The sequence below is a fragment of the Pseudomonas sp. CCNWLW23 genome (assembly GCF_037095675.1).
Classification (GTDB): Bacteria; Pseudomonadota; Gammaproteobacteria; order Pseudomonadales; family Pseudomonadaceae; genus Aquipseudomonas; species Aquipseudomonas atacamensis.
This window is the reverse complement of the sequence record NZ_JBAWKM010000031.1, coordinates 1-18,950: the sequence shown is the minus strand read 5'-3', so window position 1 is coordinate 18,950 and position 18,950 is coordinate 1. Positions and strand designations below refer to the sequence as shown.

General features: G+C 63.1%; 13 protein-coding genes. 5 read left to right on the top strand and 8 right to left on the bottom strand.

Going from position 1 to position 18,950, the window contains the following annotated elements:
* Nucleotides 1–4,011 (top strand): trifunctional serine/threonine-protein kinase/ATP-binding protein/sensor histidine kinase (locus tag V8J63_RS26100; protein ID WP_336464857.1); only part of this gene is annotated, 4,011 nt, incomplete at its 5' end.
* A 352-nt stretch (nucleotides 4,012–4,363) separates the two neighbouring features.
* Here the strand turns inward: V8J63_RS26100 and V8J63_RS26095 are convergent.
* The 5 genes from V8J63_RS26095 to V8J63_RS26075 all read right to left on the bottom strand — a co-directional run bounded on the left by V8J63_RS26095 (nucleotide 4,364) and on the right by V8J63_RS26075 (nucleotide 10,392).
* Nucleotides 4,364–4,840: a helix-turn-helix domain-containing protein gene (locus V8J63_RS26095; protein ID WP_016774798.1), complete on the bottom strand. Its 477-nt coding sequence runs from the start codon at nucleotides 4,838–4,840 to the stop codon at nucleotides 4,364–4,366.
* An 88-nt stretch (nucleotides 4,841–4,928) separates the two neighbouring features.
* Nucleotides 4,929–6,041 carry an alkene reductase gene (locus tag V8J63_RS26090; protein ID WP_130902673.1) on the bottom strand — a complete coding sequence of 371 codons (1,113 nt, stop codon included), beginning with the start codon at nucleotides 6,039–6,041 and terminating at the stop codon, nucleotides 4,929–4,931.
* 171 nt (nucleotides 6,042–6,212) lie between these two features.
* Nucleotides 6,213–8,447 carry a xanthine dehydrogenase family protein molybdopterin-binding subunit gene (locus V8J63_RS26085; RefSeq protein ID WP_336464856.1) on the bottom strand — a complete coding sequence of 745 codons (2,235 nt, stop codon included), beginning with the start codon at nucleotides 8,445–8,447 and terminating at the stop codon, nucleotides 6,213–6,215.
* Nucleotides 8,444–8,917, bottom strand: a complete 474-nt coding sequence (locus V8J63_RS26080) for a (2Fe-2S)-binding protein (protein ID WP_336464855.1) — start codon at nucleotides 8,915–8,917, stop codon at nucleotides 8,444–8,446. Before V8J63_RS26080 ends, V8J63_RS26085 begins: the two co-directional genes overlap by 4 nt.
* A complete protein-coding gene (locus tag V8J63_RS26075; protein WP_442963543.1) occupies nucleotides 8,914–10,392 on the bottom strand; it encodes a c-type cytochrome in 1,479 nt (492 codons plus the stop codon). Before V8J63_RS26075 ends, V8J63_RS26080 begins: the two co-directional genes overlap by 4 nt.
* 87 nt (nucleotides 10,393–10,479) lie before the next feature.
* Between V8J63_RS26075 and V8J63_RS26070 the strand changes: the two genes are divergently transcribed.
* The 3 genes from V8J63_RS26070 to V8J63_RS26060 all read left to right on the top strand — a co-directional run bounded on the left by V8J63_RS26070 (nucleotide 10,480) and on the right by V8J63_RS26060 (nucleotide 14,321).
* Complete coding sequence (locus tag V8J63_RS26070) at nucleotides 10,480–11,679, top strand: MFS transporter (protein ID WP_125927087.1); 1,200 nt, start codon at nucleotides 10,480–10,482, stop codon at nucleotides 11,677–11,679.
* A 94-nt stretch (nucleotides 11,680–11,773) separates the two neighbouring features.
* Nucleotides 11,774–12,688 carry a LysR family transcriptional regulator gene (locus V8J63_RS26065; protein ID WP_024013018.1) on the top strand — a complete coding sequence of 305 codons (915 nt, stop codon included), beginning with the start codon at nucleotides 11,774–11,776 and terminating at the stop codon, nucleotides 12,686–12,688.
* Nucleotides 12,689–12,818: 130 nt separating this feature from the next.
* Nucleotides 12,819–14,321 (top strand): sensor domain-containing diguanylate cyclase, encoded by a 1,503-nt coding sequence (locus tag V8J63_RS26060; RefSeq protein ID WP_336464854.1) that lies wholly within the window; start codon nucleotides 12,819–12,821, stop codon nucleotides 14,319–14,321.
* 6 nt (nucleotides 14,322–14,327) lie between these two features.
* On the opposite strand, the gene V8J63_RS26055 is transcribed toward V8J63_RS26060, so the two are convergent.
* The 3 genes from V8J63_RS26055 to V8J63_RS26045 form a co-directional block, all read right to left on the bottom strand.
* Complete coding sequence (locus tag V8J63_RS26055) at nucleotides 14,328–15,866, bottom strand: cryptochrome/photolyase family protein (RefSeq protein WP_336464853.1); 1,539 nt, start codon at nucleotides 15,864–15,866, stop codon at nucleotides 14,328–14,330.
* Nucleotides 15,867–16,061: 195 nt separating this feature from the next.
* Nucleotides 16,062–17,183, bottom strand: coding sequence for an alkene reductase (locus V8J63_RS26050; RefSeq protein WP_336464852.1), 1,122 nt, complete (start codon nucleotides 17,181–17,183; stop codon nucleotides 16,062–16,064).
* Nucleotides 17,184–17,285: 102 nt separating this feature from the next.
* Nucleotides 17,286–17,963 (bottom strand): type 1 glutamine amidotransferase domain-containing protein, encoded by a 678-nt coding sequence (locus V8J63_RS26045; protein ID WP_336352622.1) that lies wholly within the window; start codon nucleotides 17,961–17,963, stop codon nucleotides 17,286–17,288.
* A gap of 212 nt (nucleotides 17,964–18,175) precedes the next feature.
* On the opposite strand from V8J63_RS26045, the gene V8J63_RS26040 reads away from it, so the two are divergent.
* Nucleotides 18,176–18,760 carry a TetR/AcrR family transcriptional regulator gene (locus V8J63_RS26040; protein WP_073476244.1) on the top strand — a complete coding sequence of 195 codons (585 nt, stop codon included), beginning with the start codon at nucleotides 18,176–18,178 and terminating at the stop codon, nucleotides 18,758–18,760.
* The last annotated feature ends 190 nt before the right edge of the window (nucleotides 18,761–18,950 follow it).

The following is an 18,950-nucleotide window of genomic DNA, read 5'->3' as shown; positions in this document are numbered from 1 at the left end:
TCTCTGATCAGCCAAGTGTTGACCAAGCCCACGCTGGCCTTGCAGGCCTTGGCCGAGCAACTGCGCGAAACCCTCAAAGGCCGTGGCCGCTTGCTGCTGGACCTGGCGCCGGAAGCCGAACTGCTGATCGGCGCCACCGCCGAACTGCCGAACATGCCGGCGCGCCACGCCCTGGATCGGGTCAATCGGGCGCTGCTCGATGTGCTCGAAGTCTTTGCGCAACCGGGGCATCCGCTGCTGCTGTTTATCGACGACTTGCAGTGGGCTGACGACTCGACGCAGGCGTTTCTCAAAGCCTTTATCGCCCGACCGACGCGGCATCTGCTGCTGGTTCTGGCGTATCGCGAGGGCGAGTTGACGGAGCATCCGGGCGGCTGGCTCGATGAGATGCGCAGAGCACCCGCGCTGCCAGTCAGTGACCTTCGACTAGGGCCGCTGTCGGTGCAGGCCGTTGCGCAACTGATGGCGGTCGAACTCGATGCTGACGTCGACAACCTCGAGGCGCTGGCCCGCGTCGTGCACTTCAAAACCGCCGGCAATCCGTTGTTCGTCAGCCAGGTGGCGCGCGCGCTGGTGGACGAGCGTCTGCTGCGTTTCGACGCGACGACGCGGCGCTGGGTGTGGAATCAGGCCGAAGTGAACGGCTATCGCTACGCCGACAACGTGGCCGAATTGATGGTGCAACGCTTGCAGCGTCTGCCGGCCAGCGCCCGTGAAGTGTTGCGCACCGCGGGTTACGTTGGTGGCCGCTGTGACGAAACGCTGTTGGGCGATTTGCTGGGGGACGATCCGGCGCAATTGCTGCGTGACGTGGATTATCTGGTCAGCGCCGGATTTCTCCTGCGCGAGCCGGGCCAACTGGTGTTTCCCCACGATCGAGTGTTGGAAGCCGCCGCTGCGCTGACCGCACCGGCCGGGCGTTCGGCTGAGCATGCGCGCATCGCGGCCGCCATGCTCGATCAATGCGGCGAGCAGCGGCAGGCGCGGGTCTTCGACATCGCCAGTCAGATTCAGCGCAGCGCCGGCAATGCGCTGCAAGCGCCTCGACGCGCTGAGTTCATCCAGTTATTGCTCGGAGCTGCCGAGCGCGCCCGCGATAGTGCCGCTGTCGAGCAGGCCGTGGATTATCTGCGCAGCGCCGAGGTGTTACTCGGCGACAACGGCTGGACGCAGCTCTACCCGCAAGCCTTCGCGGCGCGCTGGCTGGCAGCCGACTGCGCGATGTTGCTGGCGGATCTGCCCGGCGCGCAACAGCGTCTCGACGATTGCCTGGAACACGCTGCCACCGTGCTGGACCGGGCGAAAACCTACCGCCTGCGCGCCAGCCTGCGCACCTTGCATTCCGATTACCACGGCGCGATCGGCGAAGCGCTGGCCGGTCTCGCGTTGCTCGACATCGACCTGCAGCGACACCCCTCGAAGGCGCAACTGGGCGAAGCGTTCGAACGGGTTCGGCAATTGGTCGGTGCGCAACGGATCGCTAAGTTGACGGCGTTGCCCAAAGCCAACGAGCCGCGAATCGAAGTGGCGATGGAGCTGCTGAGCACGCTGATCGCCTCGTTCTTTGTGCATGACGACATTGCTTTTCTGCACTTGGCGAAGATGGTCGAACTGACTTTGCTCCATGGCACCACGCCGAGCAGCGGCTACGGTTTCGCCTGGTACGGCGTGATGATCGCCGACCGTTATGGCGAATATCTGGATGGTGTTGCTTTCGCCGAACTGGCGCTCGATCTGACTGATCTGCACGGCTATGAGGCGGGGCGCACCGGCACGCTGGTGGCGCTGGATCAGGTCAGCGCGTGGACCCGGCCGATGGCTTACGCGCGGCAGAAGGCTTTCGCCGCGTTTGAGTGCGGTCAGGCCGGCGGCGATCTGGGCATGTCGTGTTACGCCTGCAACCACATCGGCTCCGATCTGCTGTTCATGGGCGAGCCGCTGCCAAACGTGTTGAACGAGCTGGACGTCGGCCTGAGTTGGGTGCGGCAGTTTCACTACATCGACATCGAGCGCATTCTGCTGGCGCAACAGGCGTTTGCCAGCGATTTGCGCAATGGGCCTGAGCCTCGTTCGATCGCAATGCTGGATGCTTTGGAACATGACCGCTTCGGCCCGCTGCATCGCGACCGCGTTTCACAGCCGACGCGGTTGTGGATGTGGTTGTATTCGGGCATGTCGGCGTTGTATTTCGGTGAAGTGCGTTACGCGTTGCGCCGTTTCGAAGACGCCGAGGCGTTGACCTGGTCGCTGCCGGCGCACATTGATCTGGCGCATTACTACCTGTTCTACAGCCTGGCACTGGCCAGTCCCGAGGCGCCGGGCTCTGTTGCCGAAAAACTGCAGAAGCTGGAGCAGCAACGGCAGCGTTTTCTGCCTTGGGTCGAGCTCAATCCTTCGACCTTCAGCAACAAACTGCTGCTGATCGAAGGCGCGATGGCCCGTGTGCGCGGCGAAGGGCTGGCCGCGATTCGCTGGTTCGACCAAGCGCAAATCGCGGCGGCCGCTGCCGGGTTTATCCATGAGCAAGCACTGGCACATGAACAACTGGCCGAGGTCTGCCTGGCCAACGGCCTGGTCTCCGGCACGCATCATCACCTGCGTGTTGCGCGCGACTGCTATGTGCTGTGGGGCGCTGAAGCCAAGGCGCGCCAGCTCGAAGCGCAGCATCCGTTTCTCGCCCACGAGCATTCCCTGGAAGCGGGAACGCCGGTGACGCGGGTGCGCCTTGACCTGGAAGTCGGCATTGAAGCGGCACGCGCGGTCTCGCAAGAGGTGTTGCTTGATCGGCTGGTGGAGACCTTGATGAATCACTTGATGATTCAGGCGGGTGCCGATCGCGGCGCGCTGCTGTTGGTCGCCGAGGGTGAGTTGCAATTGGCCGCTGCCGCGCATGTCGAGGCGGGCAACGTGCGGGTCAGTCAGGACGACGATCGCTCGCTGGAGCAGATCGCGCCGGTTTCAGTGCTCAATTCGACCATGCGCACGCGCACGCCGCTGGTGCTTGACGATGCCCGCGCCGACTGCCCGCAAGCCTACAGCGCTGATCTGCAGCAACGGCAGACGCGCTCGCTGATGTGCCTGCCGTTGCTCAAGCAGGGCGCGCTGATCGGTCTGGTGTATCTGGAAAACAGCCTGGTACCGAAGCTGTTCAGCGCCGAACGCCTGACCATGCTGGAAATCCTCGCCTCGCAGGCAGCGGTGTCGCTGCAGACCGCGCGGCTCTACGCGCAACTGGTCGAAGACAACTGCTTGCGCGCGCAGATGGAAGCCGACTTGCGCAGCTCGCGGGCAGAACTGGCGCGCAACTCGCACCTGAAAATGATGGGCGAACTGTCGGCCTCGATCGCCCACGAAATCAGCCAGCCGCTGCTGGGCATTTCATCGAACGCCTCGGCCACTCTGCGCTGGCTCAAGCGCGACACGCCTGATCTCGACGAGGCTATTCAGGGACTCGAAGACATCCGCGCCGACAGCGCCCGTGCCACCGAGATCGTCCAGGCCTTGCGCGCATTGGCCAGGCAGGCGCCGTTGCAACGATTGCCGGTGTCGATTGACGCGTTGATCGGTGAGGTCGTGCAACTGACGGCCAGCGATGTGCACAATCGCGGGGTGAGCTTGCACACGCAACTCAACGCTGCTGACCCGGTACTGGGGGATCGGGTGCAGATCCAGCAGGTGATCTACAACCTGATCGTCAACGCGCTGGAAGCAATGGCTGGGCAGGGCGTGAGTGACGGGCGCCTGGTGATTGCGTCGACGCTGTCCGATGGGCAGGTCTGCGTGGCTTTTCAAGACAACGGGCCGGGGATCGCCGAGCATCAGCGTGAAGAAATTTTCGATGCGTTCTTCACCACCAAGGGCAGCGGCATGGGCATGGGCCTGGCGATTTGCCGAACGGTGATAGGCGCCCATGGCGGGACGTTGCGCGTGGAAGACAGCGAAGAGGGCGCGCGGATCTGCTTCAGGCTGCCGCTTGCGCCGGACGCGAGGATCAAAAGCCCCTCACCCTAACCCTCTCCCGGAGGGAGAGGGGACTGACCGAGGTGTTTGGGGGAGATACGCCGACGTGCAATACCGAGTTGAATTCAGGTTTGGCAAAAACAAAAGCCCCTCACCCTAACCCTCTCCCGGAGGGAGAGGGGACTGACCGGGGTGTTTGGGGGAGATACGCCGACGTGAAAGTCCGAGTTGAACTCAGGATTGGAAAAGCACACAAATCGGCTCCCTCTCCTCGGGGAGAGGGCTGGGGTGAGGGGTGAATTCACCGCCACTCCAATGCCGAACGGCGGTGCGCCGTTCAAAAAAAAGCCGCGAAAAATCGCGGCCAAAAGGGAGGAGTGAACAAAACCCTTTGAAATCCGACTCAGGGCCGCAGTTCCGTCAAGCGCTGGCCCATCGTCGAATTCAGCAACCCATCGCTGAGCCGCCAGACATCCGCATCCACCAGCGCCACCCGCGCTCCGCACATCAGTTGGCGCCAGACCTTCGGCGGCATCCCCACCATGCGCCCGAACGTGCGGGTGAAGTGCGAGTGATCGGAAAATCCGCATTCATAAACAATCTCGGTAATCGCCATCGAGGTCAGCAACAGCCCTTTGGCTTTGTCGATCTTCATCTTCAGCATCCATTCCTGAGGCGAGCAGCCGGTGACGATCTTGAACGCCCGGGAAAAGTGGCTGCGTGAAAGATTGCAATGTTCGGCAATCTCGCTGACGCGCAGGCTGCGGCTCAGATCGTGCAGCATGTAGGCCTTGGCGCGGCGTTCCTGCCAGCCGGACAGTGCGCCCAGTGGGCGCGCCAGGTGGCAGGAAGGGTCTGACTTCACCGATTGCGGGTTCATGGCGGCTCTCCTGATCGATGGGCAAAGTCTGGCCGCAGGCTTTATTTAAAGTCCTTAAACAAACCTTAAAAGTTATGAAGCCCAAGCCTCAGGCGTGAAACGGATAATCGACGTAACCACGCTGATCGCCGCCGAAGAAGCTGCTCGGATCCGGCGTGTTCAGTTCAAGCCCGTCGTGCAGCCGACGCGGCAGATCCGGGTTGGCCAAAAATGGCCGGCCAAAGGCAATGATGTCGGCGCGATCGGCGCTCAAGGCCAGTTCGGCGGATTCAGCGTCGTAACCGCCAGCGAGGATCAGCACGCCGTTCCAGGTCTGGCGCAACTGGGCGATGATCGCGTCCCAGCGCGGGTCGAAGTTTTCGTCCTTGACCGTGCCGACCATGGCCGGCTCGACCAGATGCAGGTAGGCCAGATTCCACTGGTTGAGCGCCTCGACCAGATAACCGAAGGTCGCTTCAGGCGTGTCATCGCCCATGCCCATGAAGCGGCCCATTGGCGTCAGACGCACGCCGACGCGCTCGGCGCCGACTTCATCAGCGACGGCGGCGACCACTTCGAGCAGAAACCGCGCACGGTTTTCCACACTGCCGCCATAGGCGTCATCACGCTGGTTGCTGTTGCTGTTGAGGAACTGATCGAGCAGATAGCCGTTGCCAGCATGGATCTCCACGCCGTCCATGCCTGCGTTCAGCGCGTTGCGCGCAGCGCGGCGGTAGTCTTCGACGATGTCGGCGATTTCCGCTGTTTCGAGGGCGCGCGGCACCGGCACATCGCCCCACACGCCGTTGCCTTGTTCATCGACGATAAAAGTCTTGCCCGGCACAGGCAGGGCGCTCGGCGCCACCGGCAAACCGGCGTCCGGCTGAAAGCTTGGGTGCGAGACCCGGCCGACGTGCCACAGCTGCATGAAGATCAGACCGTCGGCCGCGTGCACCGCCGTGCTGACTTCGCGCCAGGCCTGCACTTGCGCATCGCTGTAGATCCCCGGCGTCCACGCATAGCCCTGGCCTTGCTGAGAAATCTGCGTGGCTTCGGTGATGATCAGCGCAGCACTGGCGCGTTGGCGGTAGTACTCGGCGTTCATTGCGGTCGGCACGTCGCCCGGCTGGCCAGCGCGCGAGCGGGTCAGGGGCGCCATCGCCACGCGATGAGCAAGGGTGTAAGGGCCGAGTGCGATGGGTTGAAACAGGCGACGGGTCATGGGTAGCTCCGGATGTCGATGAGTAGGGTTCAAGTGCGGCAGCCAGGTGCCGCGCGCTGTGCAGGTAACTTAACCGGGGGTGGCGGGGCTGATAATCCGTGGCCGGCGCTACGCAGTTTTGCGCGCAACGCAACGGCACCCGCGCTCATCGCTGATGAACGCGGGCCTGGTTCAGGCGGGTTGGCTCGAGCGAGTCAGCGGCAGATTCAGCCAGCGCCGGCCGGTGGCATTGCTGACCGCGTTGCCGAGCGCAGCAGCCATTGGCCCTTGGACGATTTCGGCAGCACCGAGGAAGGGTTCGCCCGGTTGATCAAGCAAATGCACGTCGACTTTTTTTGGCAATTGCGTAAAGCGCAGAATTGGATAACCGCTCCAGTCATAGCTGCGAATGCCGCCGGCGTCGTAGGCGACTTTTTCGTAGAGCGTCCAGCTGGCCGACTGGACGATGCCGCCCTCGACCTGATTGCGCAGGCCATCGGGGCTGACGATCTGGCCGACGTCGACCGCCGTCACCACATGATCGACACGGATCTCACCAGTCTGCGGATGCACCCGCAGCTTCACCGCGAGGGCGCAGTAACCCATGATGTTCTTGTAGCGGGCGAAGGCAAAACCGATCCCCGCGCCGGGCTCGCTGCTCTTGTGGGGCCAGCCGATTTCGTCACGCACGCGCTCAATCACAGCCCGGGCACGTGGGTCGCTCAGATGCGCCAGGCGCAACGCCAGCGGATCGAGCCCGGCCTTGATCGCCAACTCATCAATACCTGCCTCGATGGCGAAGATGTTGATGTGCGCACCCAGCGAGCGCATGGCCGAAGTGCGGAACGGCATAGTGGTGACGAAGTTCATGTTGATCCGCGTCGCGCCCAGCTCGTACAGCGGCACCGCGTTGCGATCGCCGTCACCTTCGGGCTGGGCGATCGGCACCGACGGCGCCGAAGCGAAGGGTTTCGCCAACAGGCGTGCCGGCAGCAGGCGACCAGCGTTGACGATGCGTTCGTTGTGCGGGGTGGTCCACAGCTCGTAGTTCCAGTCCTGCAAACGGCCCTGACTGAGGCCGGCATCGATTTCGGTGACCATCGCCGAACTGTACGGCTCCCAGAGATTTTCCTGCTCGCGCATCCATTGCACACGCACCGGCGTGCCCGGCAGGCGCATGGCGATCAGCGCGGCATCGGCGGCGGCATCATCGGCGCCGTTGTGGCCGTAGCAACCCGAGCCTTCAGTATGAATGCAGCGCACGCGGTCCGGCGGCAGACGCAGCATTTCGGCGATGCCTGCGCGCAGCGGATAGACGCCCTGAGTGTGGGTCCACACCGTGAGCACGCCGTCGTTGAACCAGGCCACCGCACAGGACGGGCCGATCGAACCGTGCATCAAGTACTGCTTGGTCACCCGCGCCTTGAAGCGCGTTTCGGTCGCGCCGCCGGGATTGCCGTTGTTGCTGATCGGATAGCGCTTGGAGGGCAGTTGCTTGAGCAAATCGTGAATCCCGGCGGCTTCGGGAATCGCCTCGCCGCCACTCCACTTGGCACTCTCCATGCCGGCGCGCATGGCCTTGATCGCTTGCCACTCATCATGGGCGACCACGGCCAGATAGTTGCCGTCGCGAATCACTTTGACCACGCCGTTCAACGCCTCGATGGACGCGGCATCGAACGCCTGAAGCGTGCAGCCGGGACGCGGCGGGCGGATGACACGCGCGTGCAGCATGCCCGGCAGGCGCATGTCCTGGACGAATGCCGCGCCGCCGCTGACCTTGGCCGGAATGTCCAGGCGCGGCAGGTTGTGGCCGATCAGTTTGAAATCGGCCGCCGCCATCGCCGGTGATTGCGCCTTTGCGTATTGGTGCACATCGACATGCCTGACCGCGTCGGCATATGCCATGCGCTGACCGGCTGGCCCTTCGATGATGCCGTCGCAAGTGCTCAGTTGTGCCGCATCGACTTGCCAACTGCGCGCGGCGGCGTCGACGAGCATTTCCCGCACTTGCGCGGCGGCGTTGTACAGCGCGGTGCCGCTGTCGAAAATGCTGTGGCTGCCGGCGGTGTAGCCTTCATTCGGCGTCAGCGCGGTGTCGGCGGTGAGCAAGTTGATTGCGCTGGCCGGCACCTGCAAACGCTCGGCGGCAATTTGCAGCAACGCGGTTTTCACCCCGGTGCCCAGTTCGACCTTGCCGGTGTACACGGTGATGCCGTCGGCGCCGATGCGAATCCACGCGTCGAGGTATGGGTTGGTGCGCAGGCTGCCGGGCAGATCGGAGGCCAGCACTACGGTGCCGAGGGTGTCGACTTCGGTGTCGGCCAAGACACGCCGCGCTACCGGCATCAGCGTAAAAGCCATGAGCAACGCGCCGCCACGCAGGAAGGCCCGGCGGCTGGGGTTCAAGCCGTTTGCTTCGCTCATGTCAGGCTCCCGTTGTGCCCAGCCACCTGTTTGATCGCCTCGATAATGCGCAAGTGCGTGCCGCAACGGCACAGATTGCCGGCCATGTGTTCGCGGATGGTTTGTTCGTCCGGGTGCGGATCGCGTTCGAGCAACGTCTGCGCGCGCATCAGCATGCCGGCGATGCAGTAACCGCATTGCGCCGCCTGCTTGTCGATAAATGCCTCCTGCAACGGGCCGGGTTTGTCTGCGCTGCCGAGGCTCTCCACGGTGCGGATCTTTTTTCCTTCAAGGCCGGCGCACGGCGTGAGGCAGGCGAACACCGGTTGGTCGTCGACGATCACCGTGCACGCGCCGCACTGGCCCAGGCCGCAGCCGTACTTGGCGCCGTTGAGGTTCAAGTGATTGCGCAGCGCGTACAGCAGCGGCATGTCCGGTTCCAGCTCCAGCGCTTGGGCGGCTCCATTGACGGTGAGAGTGATCTGGCTCATTTCGTCTCCTGACGTAACGCTTCGATAGTGGAAGAGAGGTCGGCCCATGGCTGTTCGGGGCGGGCTTGCTCGCGCAGATACGCCGCCAGTGCGCCGAGCTGGGCGTTGTCGAGGCTGGCGGCGAATGGCGGCATCACCGGGCCGGGGGCGCCGGGAATGGCGGGCACGCCTTCGAGCACGGTCTTGAGAAAGTTGCGCGAGCTGGCCGCTTGCAGCGCCGAAGTGCCTTGCAGGCCCGGGCGGCCGTCGATTTCGCGCATCGGCGCGGCGGGTGCGTGACATCCGGCGCAGGCGCTGCTGAAGAGCAGGGCGCCGGTGCTGTGATCCGCTGGACTGCTCGGCTGCTTTTTCGCGGTGGTTTCGGTCACCGCGTGCGGGTTTTGCAGGCTCAGCAGGTAGTCGGCAATCGCCTCGGCTTCGCTGGCCGGCAAGCGCGCCAGACTCAGGCTGACCGGGCGCATCGGGCCGGCGGGTGTGCCGTGGCCATCGACGACATCGGCGCGCAGGTAGCCGACCAATTGCTCGCGATTCCACGGATTGGCGCGCTGCCCGAGGCCGACCAGGGCCGGCGCTTCCCAGCCATCGACGCTGCCACCCTGAAGGTATTGCGAGGATTTCTCCGCGCCGATCAGGTTCAGCGGTGAATGGCAGCCGGCGCAGTGGCCCGGGCCGTCGACCAGATAGCGTCCGCGATTCCATGCCGCGCTGTGTTCGGCCAGCGGCGTCAGTGGCTCGCCATGCAGAAACAGCAGATTCCAGAACGACACCAGCGGGCGGACGTTCATCGGGAAATTCATCTGGTTCTGCCGCGCCGGGGCGTGTACGGCGGGGCCGCTCATCAGGTAGGCATAGGCGTCGGCGATGTCTTCGGAGCTCATGCGCCGGTAGTGCACGTAAGGAAACGCCGGGTAGAGAAAGTGGCCGTCGCGGGCAATGCCTTCACGCATCGCCCGCTCGAAGGCCGGCAGTGACCATTCGCCGATGCCGGTCTGCGCATCCGGGGTGATGTTGGTGCTGTACAGCGTGCCGAACGGTGTCACCAGCGGCAGCCCGCCGGCCAGGTATTCGCCGCCGGGGCGGGTATGGCACACCGCGCAGTCGCCGGCCTCGACCACCCGTGCGCCGCGTTGCAACTGCGCAGTATCGAATGACGTCGGCCGTTTGATTGGTGCGATCGCCGGGCGCCACATCAGCGCGACGGCGACGATCAGACCGAGCACCGCGAGCACGCCGACGCTGATCCACAGGGTTCTGGATTTGAGCAAATGGCTGTTCATGGTCGGCAGAAAAACGCGGCGGACAGTGGCAGGACGAGTGCAGTGCGGGTCATGGAAACGCTCCTTGTAGCAGCCGGGGAAGGGCGCCGATGCGGACGTCAGCGCCAGGGCCAAAGCGTAGAGAAGACCCTTGCAGCGGAGAATCACCGGCCCGCGCAACAGCGCGTTGCGCCACAAGCAACGTTGCGCACGGCGCATCAGTGCGTTGCCAGTGGCACGGATTCTCGCTGCCGTCGGCTGACCGTAGCCTTGGCACAACTTTCCCGAACTCAACGAGGTGTCACCATGCTTACGGGCAACCCTGCCGTTGCGGCCCCGGCCGAACAGCCTGCTTCACTCTCCGGCCTGATGGTCGCGTTTCTGGCCTTCTGCTGCGGCGCGGTCGTCGCCAACCTGTATTACGCACAACCCATCGTCGAGCTGATCGCGCCGCAGATCGGCCTGTCCAGCGCCAATGCCAGCCTGATCGTCTCGCTGACGCAGTTCGGTTACGCGCTGGGCTTGTTGCTGCTGGTGCCGCTGGCCGACCTGATGGAAAACCGCCGTCTGGTGGTCGGCTTCACCCTCGCTGCGAGTGTCACGCTGCTGTGCGCTGGCCTGACTCATTCGCCGTCGCTGTTCCTGCTGCTCTCTCTGCTGATCGGCCTGACCTCGGTGGCGGTGCAGATTCTCGTGCCGTTGGCCGCGCATCTGGCGCCGGAAGCCAGTCGTGGCCGTGTCGTCGGCAATATCATGAGCGGCTTGCTCTTGGGGATTCTGCTGTCGCGGCCGCTGTCGAGTCTGTTGGTTGAAGTGTTCGGCTGGCGCGGGGTGTTTTACAGCGCGGCGGCACTGATGGCGGTGATCGCGCTGATTACCGCTGTGGCACTGCCGCGCCGGGTGCCGACGCACAAGGCCACTTATGTCGCGCTGATCGGTTCGGTGTTTGCCCTGGCCCGGCGCTTTTCTGTGTTGCGCCAGCGTTCGCTGTATCAGGGTTTGCTGTTCGCCAGTTTCAGCCTGTTCTGGACCCTCGCGCCGATTGAGCTGATGCGTCATCACGGCTTCAGCCAGGCGCAAGTGGCGATCTTCGCCCTGGTCGGTGCGGTGGGTGCAATTGCCGCGCCGATTGCCGGGCGTCTGGCCGATGCCGGGCACGGTCGTCGCGGTACCTTGGTGGCGTTGCTGCTGGCGCCGCTGTCGCTGTTGATCGCCGCGCTGCCGGGCAGTGGTTACGTGTGGCTGGTGGTCTGTGCGGTGCTGCTGGATTTTGCCGTGCAGCTGAACATGGTCCTCGGCCAGCGCGAGGTCTACGCCCTCGACCCGCACAGCCGCGCACGCCTGAATGCGGTGTACATGACCAGCATCTTCGTCGGCGGCGCCCTCGGCTCACTGGTCGCCAGCCCGCTGTACGAACACTTCGGCTGGAACCTCTCTGCCGTCGCCGTAGCGGTGTTGCCGGCGCTGGCGCTGGCGTTGTTCCTGAGTCGCAAGGCTGATGTCTGAGGTCGCGATGAGGCCCGGCAAGCACGACGATACAAGACGTGTGGCGGGCACTGATGCACAATCAGCGGCGTTCCCTCACCACCGGATCCCGCTTATGGACAAGTTGCTGGCCTTGAAGATGTTTGTTGAAACCGTGCGCTGCGGGGGCTATTCCTCGGCGGCGCGCAAGCTTGGGATTTCGACGTCTTCGGTGACACGGCAAGTGGCCGGGCTGGAAAACGAGTTGGGCGCCAGCCTGCTCAATCGCACCACGCGCAATACCAGCGTGACCGTCGCCGGCCAGACCTATTTCGAGAAAGCCGTGGCGATTCTCGATGCCATCGACGAAGCCGATGCGGTGGTCGCCGATCGTGGCAGTGATGCCCAGGGTCGCTTGCGCATCAGCGTGCCGGTGGAGTTTGGCCGGCGGCTGATCGCGCCGCACCTGAGCCGCTTGCTCGAACGTCATCCGGGGCTGGAGATCAGTCTGTCGCTGAGCGATCAGGTCAGCGATCTGCTCAGCGAGCAGATCGACGTTTCAGTGCGGCTCGGCTCGACGGTGGTCAGCGAGGATATCGTCAGCAAACGCGTCGGCCACTTTCAACGTTGGATTGTCGCCAGCCCGGATTATCTGGCGCGCAGCGGCGTGCTGGAGCATCCGCGGGATCTGCTCGAGCACCAATGCCTGCGCTTCGACTACGGCGGCAGCCATCACCACTGGACCTTTCAGGGCGACGAAGAGCCGATTCAGCTCAACGTCCAGGGTCGCCTGCAAAGCAACAACGCCGACATCCTTCGCGAAGCGGCGATTGGCGGTGGCGGTGTGGCGCTGCTGGCCGACTGGCTGGTGCGCGACGACGTCGCCGCCGGGCGCCTGACGCGCTTGCTTGAGCACTACGAGGTCAATCCCGGCAGCGCCAGCAGTTGCATCAACGCGCTGTACCTGCCCAACCACCGTGGGTCGAGCCGGATCAACGTGTTCATCGATTTTCTCGTGGAAATCCTCAAACCCGCCGCACCCGCCGCTTAGCGCTGCACACTCTGTTGCTGCAGCCGCTGCACACTGCTTGTATGCTTGCGCCCCGGAACACGTGGCCGCCGTGAGTGCCGACGTTCGAATGATGGCTGGAATGGATACCGGACTTCCTTAAGGTACTGACGTGAAGCGTGATACTCGCCTTGTAATGCTCCTGCTGCTGGTGATCGGCTGTTCCCTGACTTCGCTGACGATCTGGAAAGTCTGGTCTTCGCGCGAGCGTGCGCTGGCGGAAGTCGACGTGCATGGCCTGAACCTGACCCAGGCGCTCAACACCTACACCGAAGGCATCGTCCGGCAAAGCTCGCTGCTTTTGCTCGGGCTGGTCGAGCGCCTGGAAACCGAGGGCAACGGCCCGGCGCAGATTCAGCGCATCCAGAGCCTGATCGACCGCCAGCAGGCGTTGATGCCACAGCTCAGCGGCATCATCATCTATGACCGGCACGGGCATTGGCTGATGTCCTCCAACCGGCCGATTCCAGAGGGCGCCAACAGCAGCGACCGCGCCTATTTCATTCATCACCGTGACAGCCCGAGCCGCGAGCCGTTCATTGGCCCGCCGATCCAGAGCCGTGCCAATCACGAATGGGTGGTGACTATCAGTCGGCGCTTCAACGACGACGGTGGTCAGTTCGCTGGCGTGGTAGCGGTGACGCTGGGGGTGGAAAACTTCCTGCGGGTGTTCGGCAAACTCGACGTTGGCCAGGACGGCGCGATCGGTCTGTCTTACACCGATGGCACGCTGCTGGTGCGCTACCCGTTTCGCGAGCAGGACATGGGCCGCAACTTCTCCAAATCGCCGATCTACGCCAAATACCTCGTCGACCGTTCGGTCGGCACTGCCTCCTACACCTCCAGCCTCGACGGTGTCGAGCGGCTGTACGCATTCCGTAAAAGCGAAACGCTGCCGCTGATCACCACCGTGGCCCTGGGCAAGGACGAAGCGCTGGCGGCGTGGCGTATTGAAGCGGCGTTGTCGGCGGTAGTAGTGATCGGGCTGCTGGGGCTGACCGGATTGATCGGCTGGTTCCTGATTCTCGATATCCGCCGCCGCACCGAGGCCGAAGAAGCCTTGCGCGATGCCCAGCAGCAGCTGCTTGCGTCCAATCGGCAGCTGGAATTACTGGCGCTGAAGGATGCGCTGACCGGCCTGGCCAACCGCCGCTGTTTCGATGAAACCCTGACGGTGGAAGCGCGGCGCGCGCAGCGTGACGAGACTTCGCTGGCCTTGCTGATGATCGATATCGACCACTTCAAATTGTTCAACGATGCCTTGGGCCACGTCGCCGGCGATGCCTGCCTGCAAGCGGTCAGCAAGATTCTTGAAGGCTGCGTGCGACGCCCCTCGGATCTGGTCGCGCGCTACGGTGGCGAGGAAATGGCGGTGATCATGCCGGCCACCGACAGCGCCGGTGCGACCGTGGTGGCGCAACTGATGCTCGAGCGTTTGCAGCAGGCGAACATCGCCCACCCGGGCAGTCCGTTTGCTCGGATTACGGTGAGTATCGGTATGGCGGTGGGGACGGGCGCGCAGCTGGATTCGCTGCCGGCGTTGATCCAGACCGCCGATCAGGCGCTGTACCGCGCGAAAGCGGCGGGGCGCAACGGGATGACCGGGCAGGCCTGAGGCGCACTAGAAAGCTTCGCCGTTATCCAGTTTCGCCAACAGCATTTGTCCGCGTTGCCACAGTGCATCCTGCTTGGCCAGCGGCATGCGGTCGAGGTTCTTGTACATCATGCCCATGCGCTGATTGCCGCGCAGGATATCGCCGTGGCGCATGAGGAAATGCCAGTACAGCGCGTTGAACGGGCAGGCATCGTCCGCGCTGCTTTCCTTGACCTTGTAGGCGCAGTCGCCGCAGTAATCCGACATCCGATTGATGTACTGGCCGCTGGCGCAGTAAGGCTTGGAGCCGAGATAACCGCCGTCGGCATGCATGACCATGCCAAGGGTGTTGGGCAGTTCGACCCAGTCGAAGGCGTCCATGTAGATCGCCAGATACCACTCACAGATTTCCTTCGGCGCAATCCCGGCGAGCAAGGCAAAGTTGCCGGTGACCATCAGCCGCTGGATGTGGTGGGCGTAGGCATGTTGCAGGCTTTGGCCGATGGCCTGGCGCATGCAGTTCATCTGCGTGTCACCGGTCCAGTAGAACTCCGGCAACGGGCGCGAGTTGCCGAACACATTGCCCTCGGCGTAATCCGGCATCTTCAGCCAGTACACACCGCGCACGTATTCGCGCCAGCCGATCAGCTGCCGAATGAAGCCTTCGGCCGCGTTGAGACCTATGCTCCCCGACCAGTAAGCCGCCTCGACATCGCTGCACAGCTGACGCAAATCGAGCAGGCCGATGTTCAGCGCGGCACTGATCCGCGCGTGAAACAGGAACGGCTCGTCGCTGGCCATGGCGTCCTGGTAGTCACCGAAGCCGGCCAGCGCATAGTCGAGAAAGTATTGCCACAAGGCTTGGGCGTCGGCGTGGGTCACCGGGTAATTGAAGTCGTCCAGCGTGCCGTAATGGCTGGCGAAGCGCTCGCCGACCAACGCCAGCACCTCTTGGGTGATTGCATCATTGGCGAAACGTGCCGGGTAGGGCGGTTTGGCGTGTTTGGGCAGCGCCTTGCGATTCTCCGCATCGAAATTCCACGCACCGCCGACCGGCGTGCCGTCGCCATTGAGCAGCAGCCGACTCTTGCGCCGCATCTCGCGGTAGAAAAACTCCATGCGCAGCTGCTTCTTGCCGCTGGCCCAATTGGAGAACTCTTCGCGGGAGCAGAGGAAACGGCGGTCTGAGTGCCAATGCACGGGCAAGCCCGAATCTTTGATTGACTGCTCAAGACGCCAGTCGCCGCATTCGGTGATATGAATCTCTTCGGCGCCGGTGAGGGTTTGCCAGCGCTGTAGTTCGCCGGGAATTGAGCCGCTGTTGTCCGGGTCATCGAGGGTGACGTACTGGACGCGGTAGCCTTTATCGCGCAACGCCTCGGCAAAGTGGCGCATGGCGCTGAAGATCAGAGCGATCTTTTGCGGATGATGGGCGACGTGAGTCGCTTCCTCCATGACCTCGACCATCAGCAGCAGGTCGTGCTGGGGATCGAGTGGCTGCAGGGAGGCCAGGTCGAAAGACAGCTGGTCGCCGAGGATCAGGAGCAAGCGGTGGGCAGGGGGCATGGAGCGAAATCCGGTCAGCGATTCGAACTCCAATAGTTATACAGATTGTTTGTGATGTATAGGTTTTGGCAGCAACTGACATCCTATTGTGGGAGCGAGCCTGCTCGCGAAAGCGTCCTGTCAGTCAATACAAGTGCTGACTGACACACCGCCTTCGCGAGCAGGCTCGCTCCCACAGGGATTTGGGTGGGGTTCTTAAGCGGCGTAGGTCGGATAGTCGATATAACCCTCGGCACCGCCGCCATACACCGTCGCCGGATTCAATTGGTTCAACGGCCAGTCATGGGCAATCCGCGCCGGCAGGTCCGGGTTGGCCATGAACGGTCGGCCAAACGCGACCAGATCCGCCAGCCCCGACTCAAGCAATTGCGCGCCGGTTTTGGCGGTGTAGCGACCGGCATAAATGATCGCGCCGCTGAAGGTGTCGCGTACGGCCTGGCGAAAGGTCTGCGGCATCGCTGGCGCGTTGTCCCAGTCGGCTTCGGCGATCGACAGGTAGGCGATGCCGACGTCTTCAAGAATCTTGATCGCGGCAATGTAAGTTGTGTGCGGATCTTCCTCGACCAGGCCCAGGTATGTCCGCGCTTCATCGGTGGTAGTGAACAACGGCGCGAAACGCACACCGACCTTGTCCTTGCCAATGCATTCGGCGACGCCGGCCACCACTTCGCGCAAGAAGCGCAAGCGATTGTCCAGCGAGCCGCCGTACTGGTCGGTGCGCAGGTTGCTGTGGGCGGAGATGAACTGGTTGACCAGATAACCGTTGGCGCAATGCAGTTCGATGCCGTCGAAACCCGCCTCCATCGCGTTGCGCGCGGCCTGGATGTACAGCTGAATCAGTTCCTGCACTTCATCGGTGCTCAACGCGCGCGGAGCGGACGGCGGCACCAGTTCACCGACACCGGGCGCGGTTTCGATGAACACGCTGACGCGGTCCGTGGCGACCGCAGAGGCCGACACCGGCGCATCGCCGTTGGGCTGCAACGCCGTGTGCGAGACCCGACCGACATGCCAGAGCTGGGCGAAGATCACGCCATCCACGGCGTGCACCGCCTCGGTGACTTTGCGCCAACCGGCGATCTGCTCCGGCGTGTGAATGCCCGGCGTCCACGCATAACCCTGGCCGCGCGGTTCGATCTGCGTGCCTTCGGTGACCAGCAAACCGGCACCGGCGCGCTGCTGGTAATACTCGGCCATCAATTCGTTGGCGACATTGCCCGGTTGTGTGCTGCGCTGGCGGGTGAGAGGCGGCAGAACGATGCGGTTTTTCAGGGTGTGGTTGCCCAATTTGGCGGGCGTGAAAAAAGCGTTATTCATGGAGTAAACCTTGAATCTGATTAGACCAGTCGACTAGTGACTGGGCAAAAAAACAACGCCGGGCTGTACGCACGCGGCGTTGATCGGGTTGGAGCGATGGATTCAGCCGAGCATCTTCAACAGCTTTTCGGCAACGGCGGCGGAGCTGGCCGGATTCTGGCCGGTGACCAGTTGACCGTCAGCCACCACATGCACCTGCCAGTCGGCGACTTTCGAGTAACGCCCGCCCAGACGCTGGAACTCGTCTTCGATGAGGAACGGCACCACGTCAGTCAGGCCGACCGCCGCTTCTTCGGCATTGGTGAAGCCGGTGACATCACGGCCCTTGACGATTGGCTGGCCGTCAGCGCGCACCACATGACGCAACACGCCGGGTGCGTGGCAGACAAAACCGTGGGGCTTGTTGGCGCGGTCGAAGGCTTCGATCAGCGCGATCGAGGCCTTGTCTTCGGCCAGATCCCACAGCGGGCCGTGGCCGCCTGGGTAGAACACTGCGTCGAAATCTTCGGCCTTCACATCAGCCAGACGACCGGTGCTGGCCAACGCTTGTTGCGCCGCCGGATCAGCGCGGAAGCGATCGGTCTCGGCAGTCTGCGCGCTTGGCTCATCGCTTTTCGGATCGAGCGGAGGCTGGCCGCCGGCAGGCGATACCAGGGTGACATCGGCGCCGGCGTCCTTGAAGGCGTAGTAGGGCGCGGCAAACTCTTCCAGCCAGAAACCGGTTTTCTTGCCAGTGTTGCCGAGTTGATCGTGGGAAGTCAGAACCATCAAGATTTTCATAGAGCACCCTTGGGTTGGTCTGGCATCGGCAGAAGGCGAGGGATTCGCTTGTTGTCGGTGCCGCATGAATTTGTGTGTCGGGGCGCAGCATAGTTTCCAATTAGACCAGTCGTCTAGTAATTTTTTCAGAAAATGTTTTTGCCCGTCGGTTATGGCAAACTCCCGGTCCTGAAAACTATACGACTGGTCTATTGTCTGGAATTTTGCGCACCATGAAGCCGACCTTTGACGACACCCGCCAACACTTGCTCGACACCGGCCACCGGATGATGGCCGAGAAGGGCTTCACCAGCGTCGGCCTCAACGAGATCCTGCAGACCGCCGGCGTGCCCAAGGGCTCGTTCTATCACTACTTCAAATCCAAGGAGTTGTACGGCCAGGCGCTACTCGAGGATTACTTCGTCGACTACCTCGCCGACATGGAGCGCCGCCTGACATTGCCTGGGCTGACGGCCTTCGAGCGTTTGATGGATTACTGGCAGGGCTGGCAGAACCGCTGCACCCTCGAAGGCCATGGCGATGAATGCCTGGTGGTGAAACTCAGCGCCGAAGTCGCCGATCTCTCCGAATCAATGCGCCTGACCCTGCGCGACGGTGCCGAACGCATCGTCGCGCGCATCACCGAATGCATCGAACAAGGCCAGACCGACAAAAGCCTGCCCGAGGGCGATGCGCGCAAGTTGGCGGAGACGCTGTATCAGCTCTGGCTCGGCGCCAGTTTGCTGAACAAATTGCAGCGCACCGGACAGTCGCTGGAAACCTCTATGGCGATGACCCGGCAGTTGCTGCGAGTCTGAGCCTCGCTGCAGGCTCACTCCTACACTGTTTTGTGCTGAACCATCGGTCTTCATTCAATCCCCAATCCCTGTGGGAGCGGCATGTGCCAAATCCCGGCAACACGCAAAACCCAGTGTGGGAGCGAGCCTGCTCGCGAAGACGGCGGCACATTCAACATCTTCATTGCCTGACCCAATGCATTCGCGAGCA

Coding starts and splice junctions, on each gene's coding strand:
- V8J63_RS26095 (WP_016774798.1), bottom strand. CDS start 4,840: ATGAACCCGCAATCGGTGAAGTCAGACCCTTCCTGCCACCTGGCGCGC.
- V8J63_RS26090 (WP_130902673.1), bottom strand. CDS start 6,041: ATGACCCGTCGCCTGTTTCAACCCATCGCACTCGGCCCTTACACCCTT.
- V8J63_RS26085 (WP_336464856.1), bottom strand. CDS start 8,447: ATGAGCGAAGCAAACGGCTTGAACCCCAGCCGCCGGGCCTTCCTGCGT.
- V8J63_RS26080 (WP_336464855.1), bottom strand. CDS start 8,917: ATGAGCCAGATCACTCTCACCGTCAATGGAGCCGCCCAAGCGCTGGAG.
- V8J63_RS26075 (WP_442963543.1), bottom strand. CDS start 10,392: ATGCGCCGTGCGCAACGTTGCTTGTGGCGCAACGCGCTGTTGCGCGGG.
- V8J63_RS26070 (WP_125927087.1), top strand. CDS start 10,480: ATGCTTACGGGCAACCCTGCCGTTGCGGCCCCGGCCGAACAGCCTGCT.
- V8J63_RS26065 (WP_024013018.1), top strand. CDS start 11,774: ATGGACAAGTTGCTGGCCTTGAAGATGTTTGTTGAAACCGTGCGCTGC.
- V8J63_RS26055 (WP_336464853.1), bottom strand. CDS start 15,866: ATGCCCCCTGCCCACCGCTTGCTCCTGATCCTCGGCGACCAGCTGTCT.
- V8J63_RS26050 (WP_336464852.1), bottom strand. CDS start 17,183: ATGAATAACGCTTTTTTCACGCCCGCCAAATTGGGCAACCACACCCTG.
- V8J63_RS26045 (WP_336352622.1), bottom strand. CDS start 17,963: ATGAAAATCTTGATGGTTCTGACTTCCCACGATCAACTCGGCAACACT.
- V8J63_RS26040 (WP_073476244.1), top strand. CDS start 18,176: ATGAAGCCGACCTTTGACGACACCCGCCAACACTTGCTCGACACCGGC.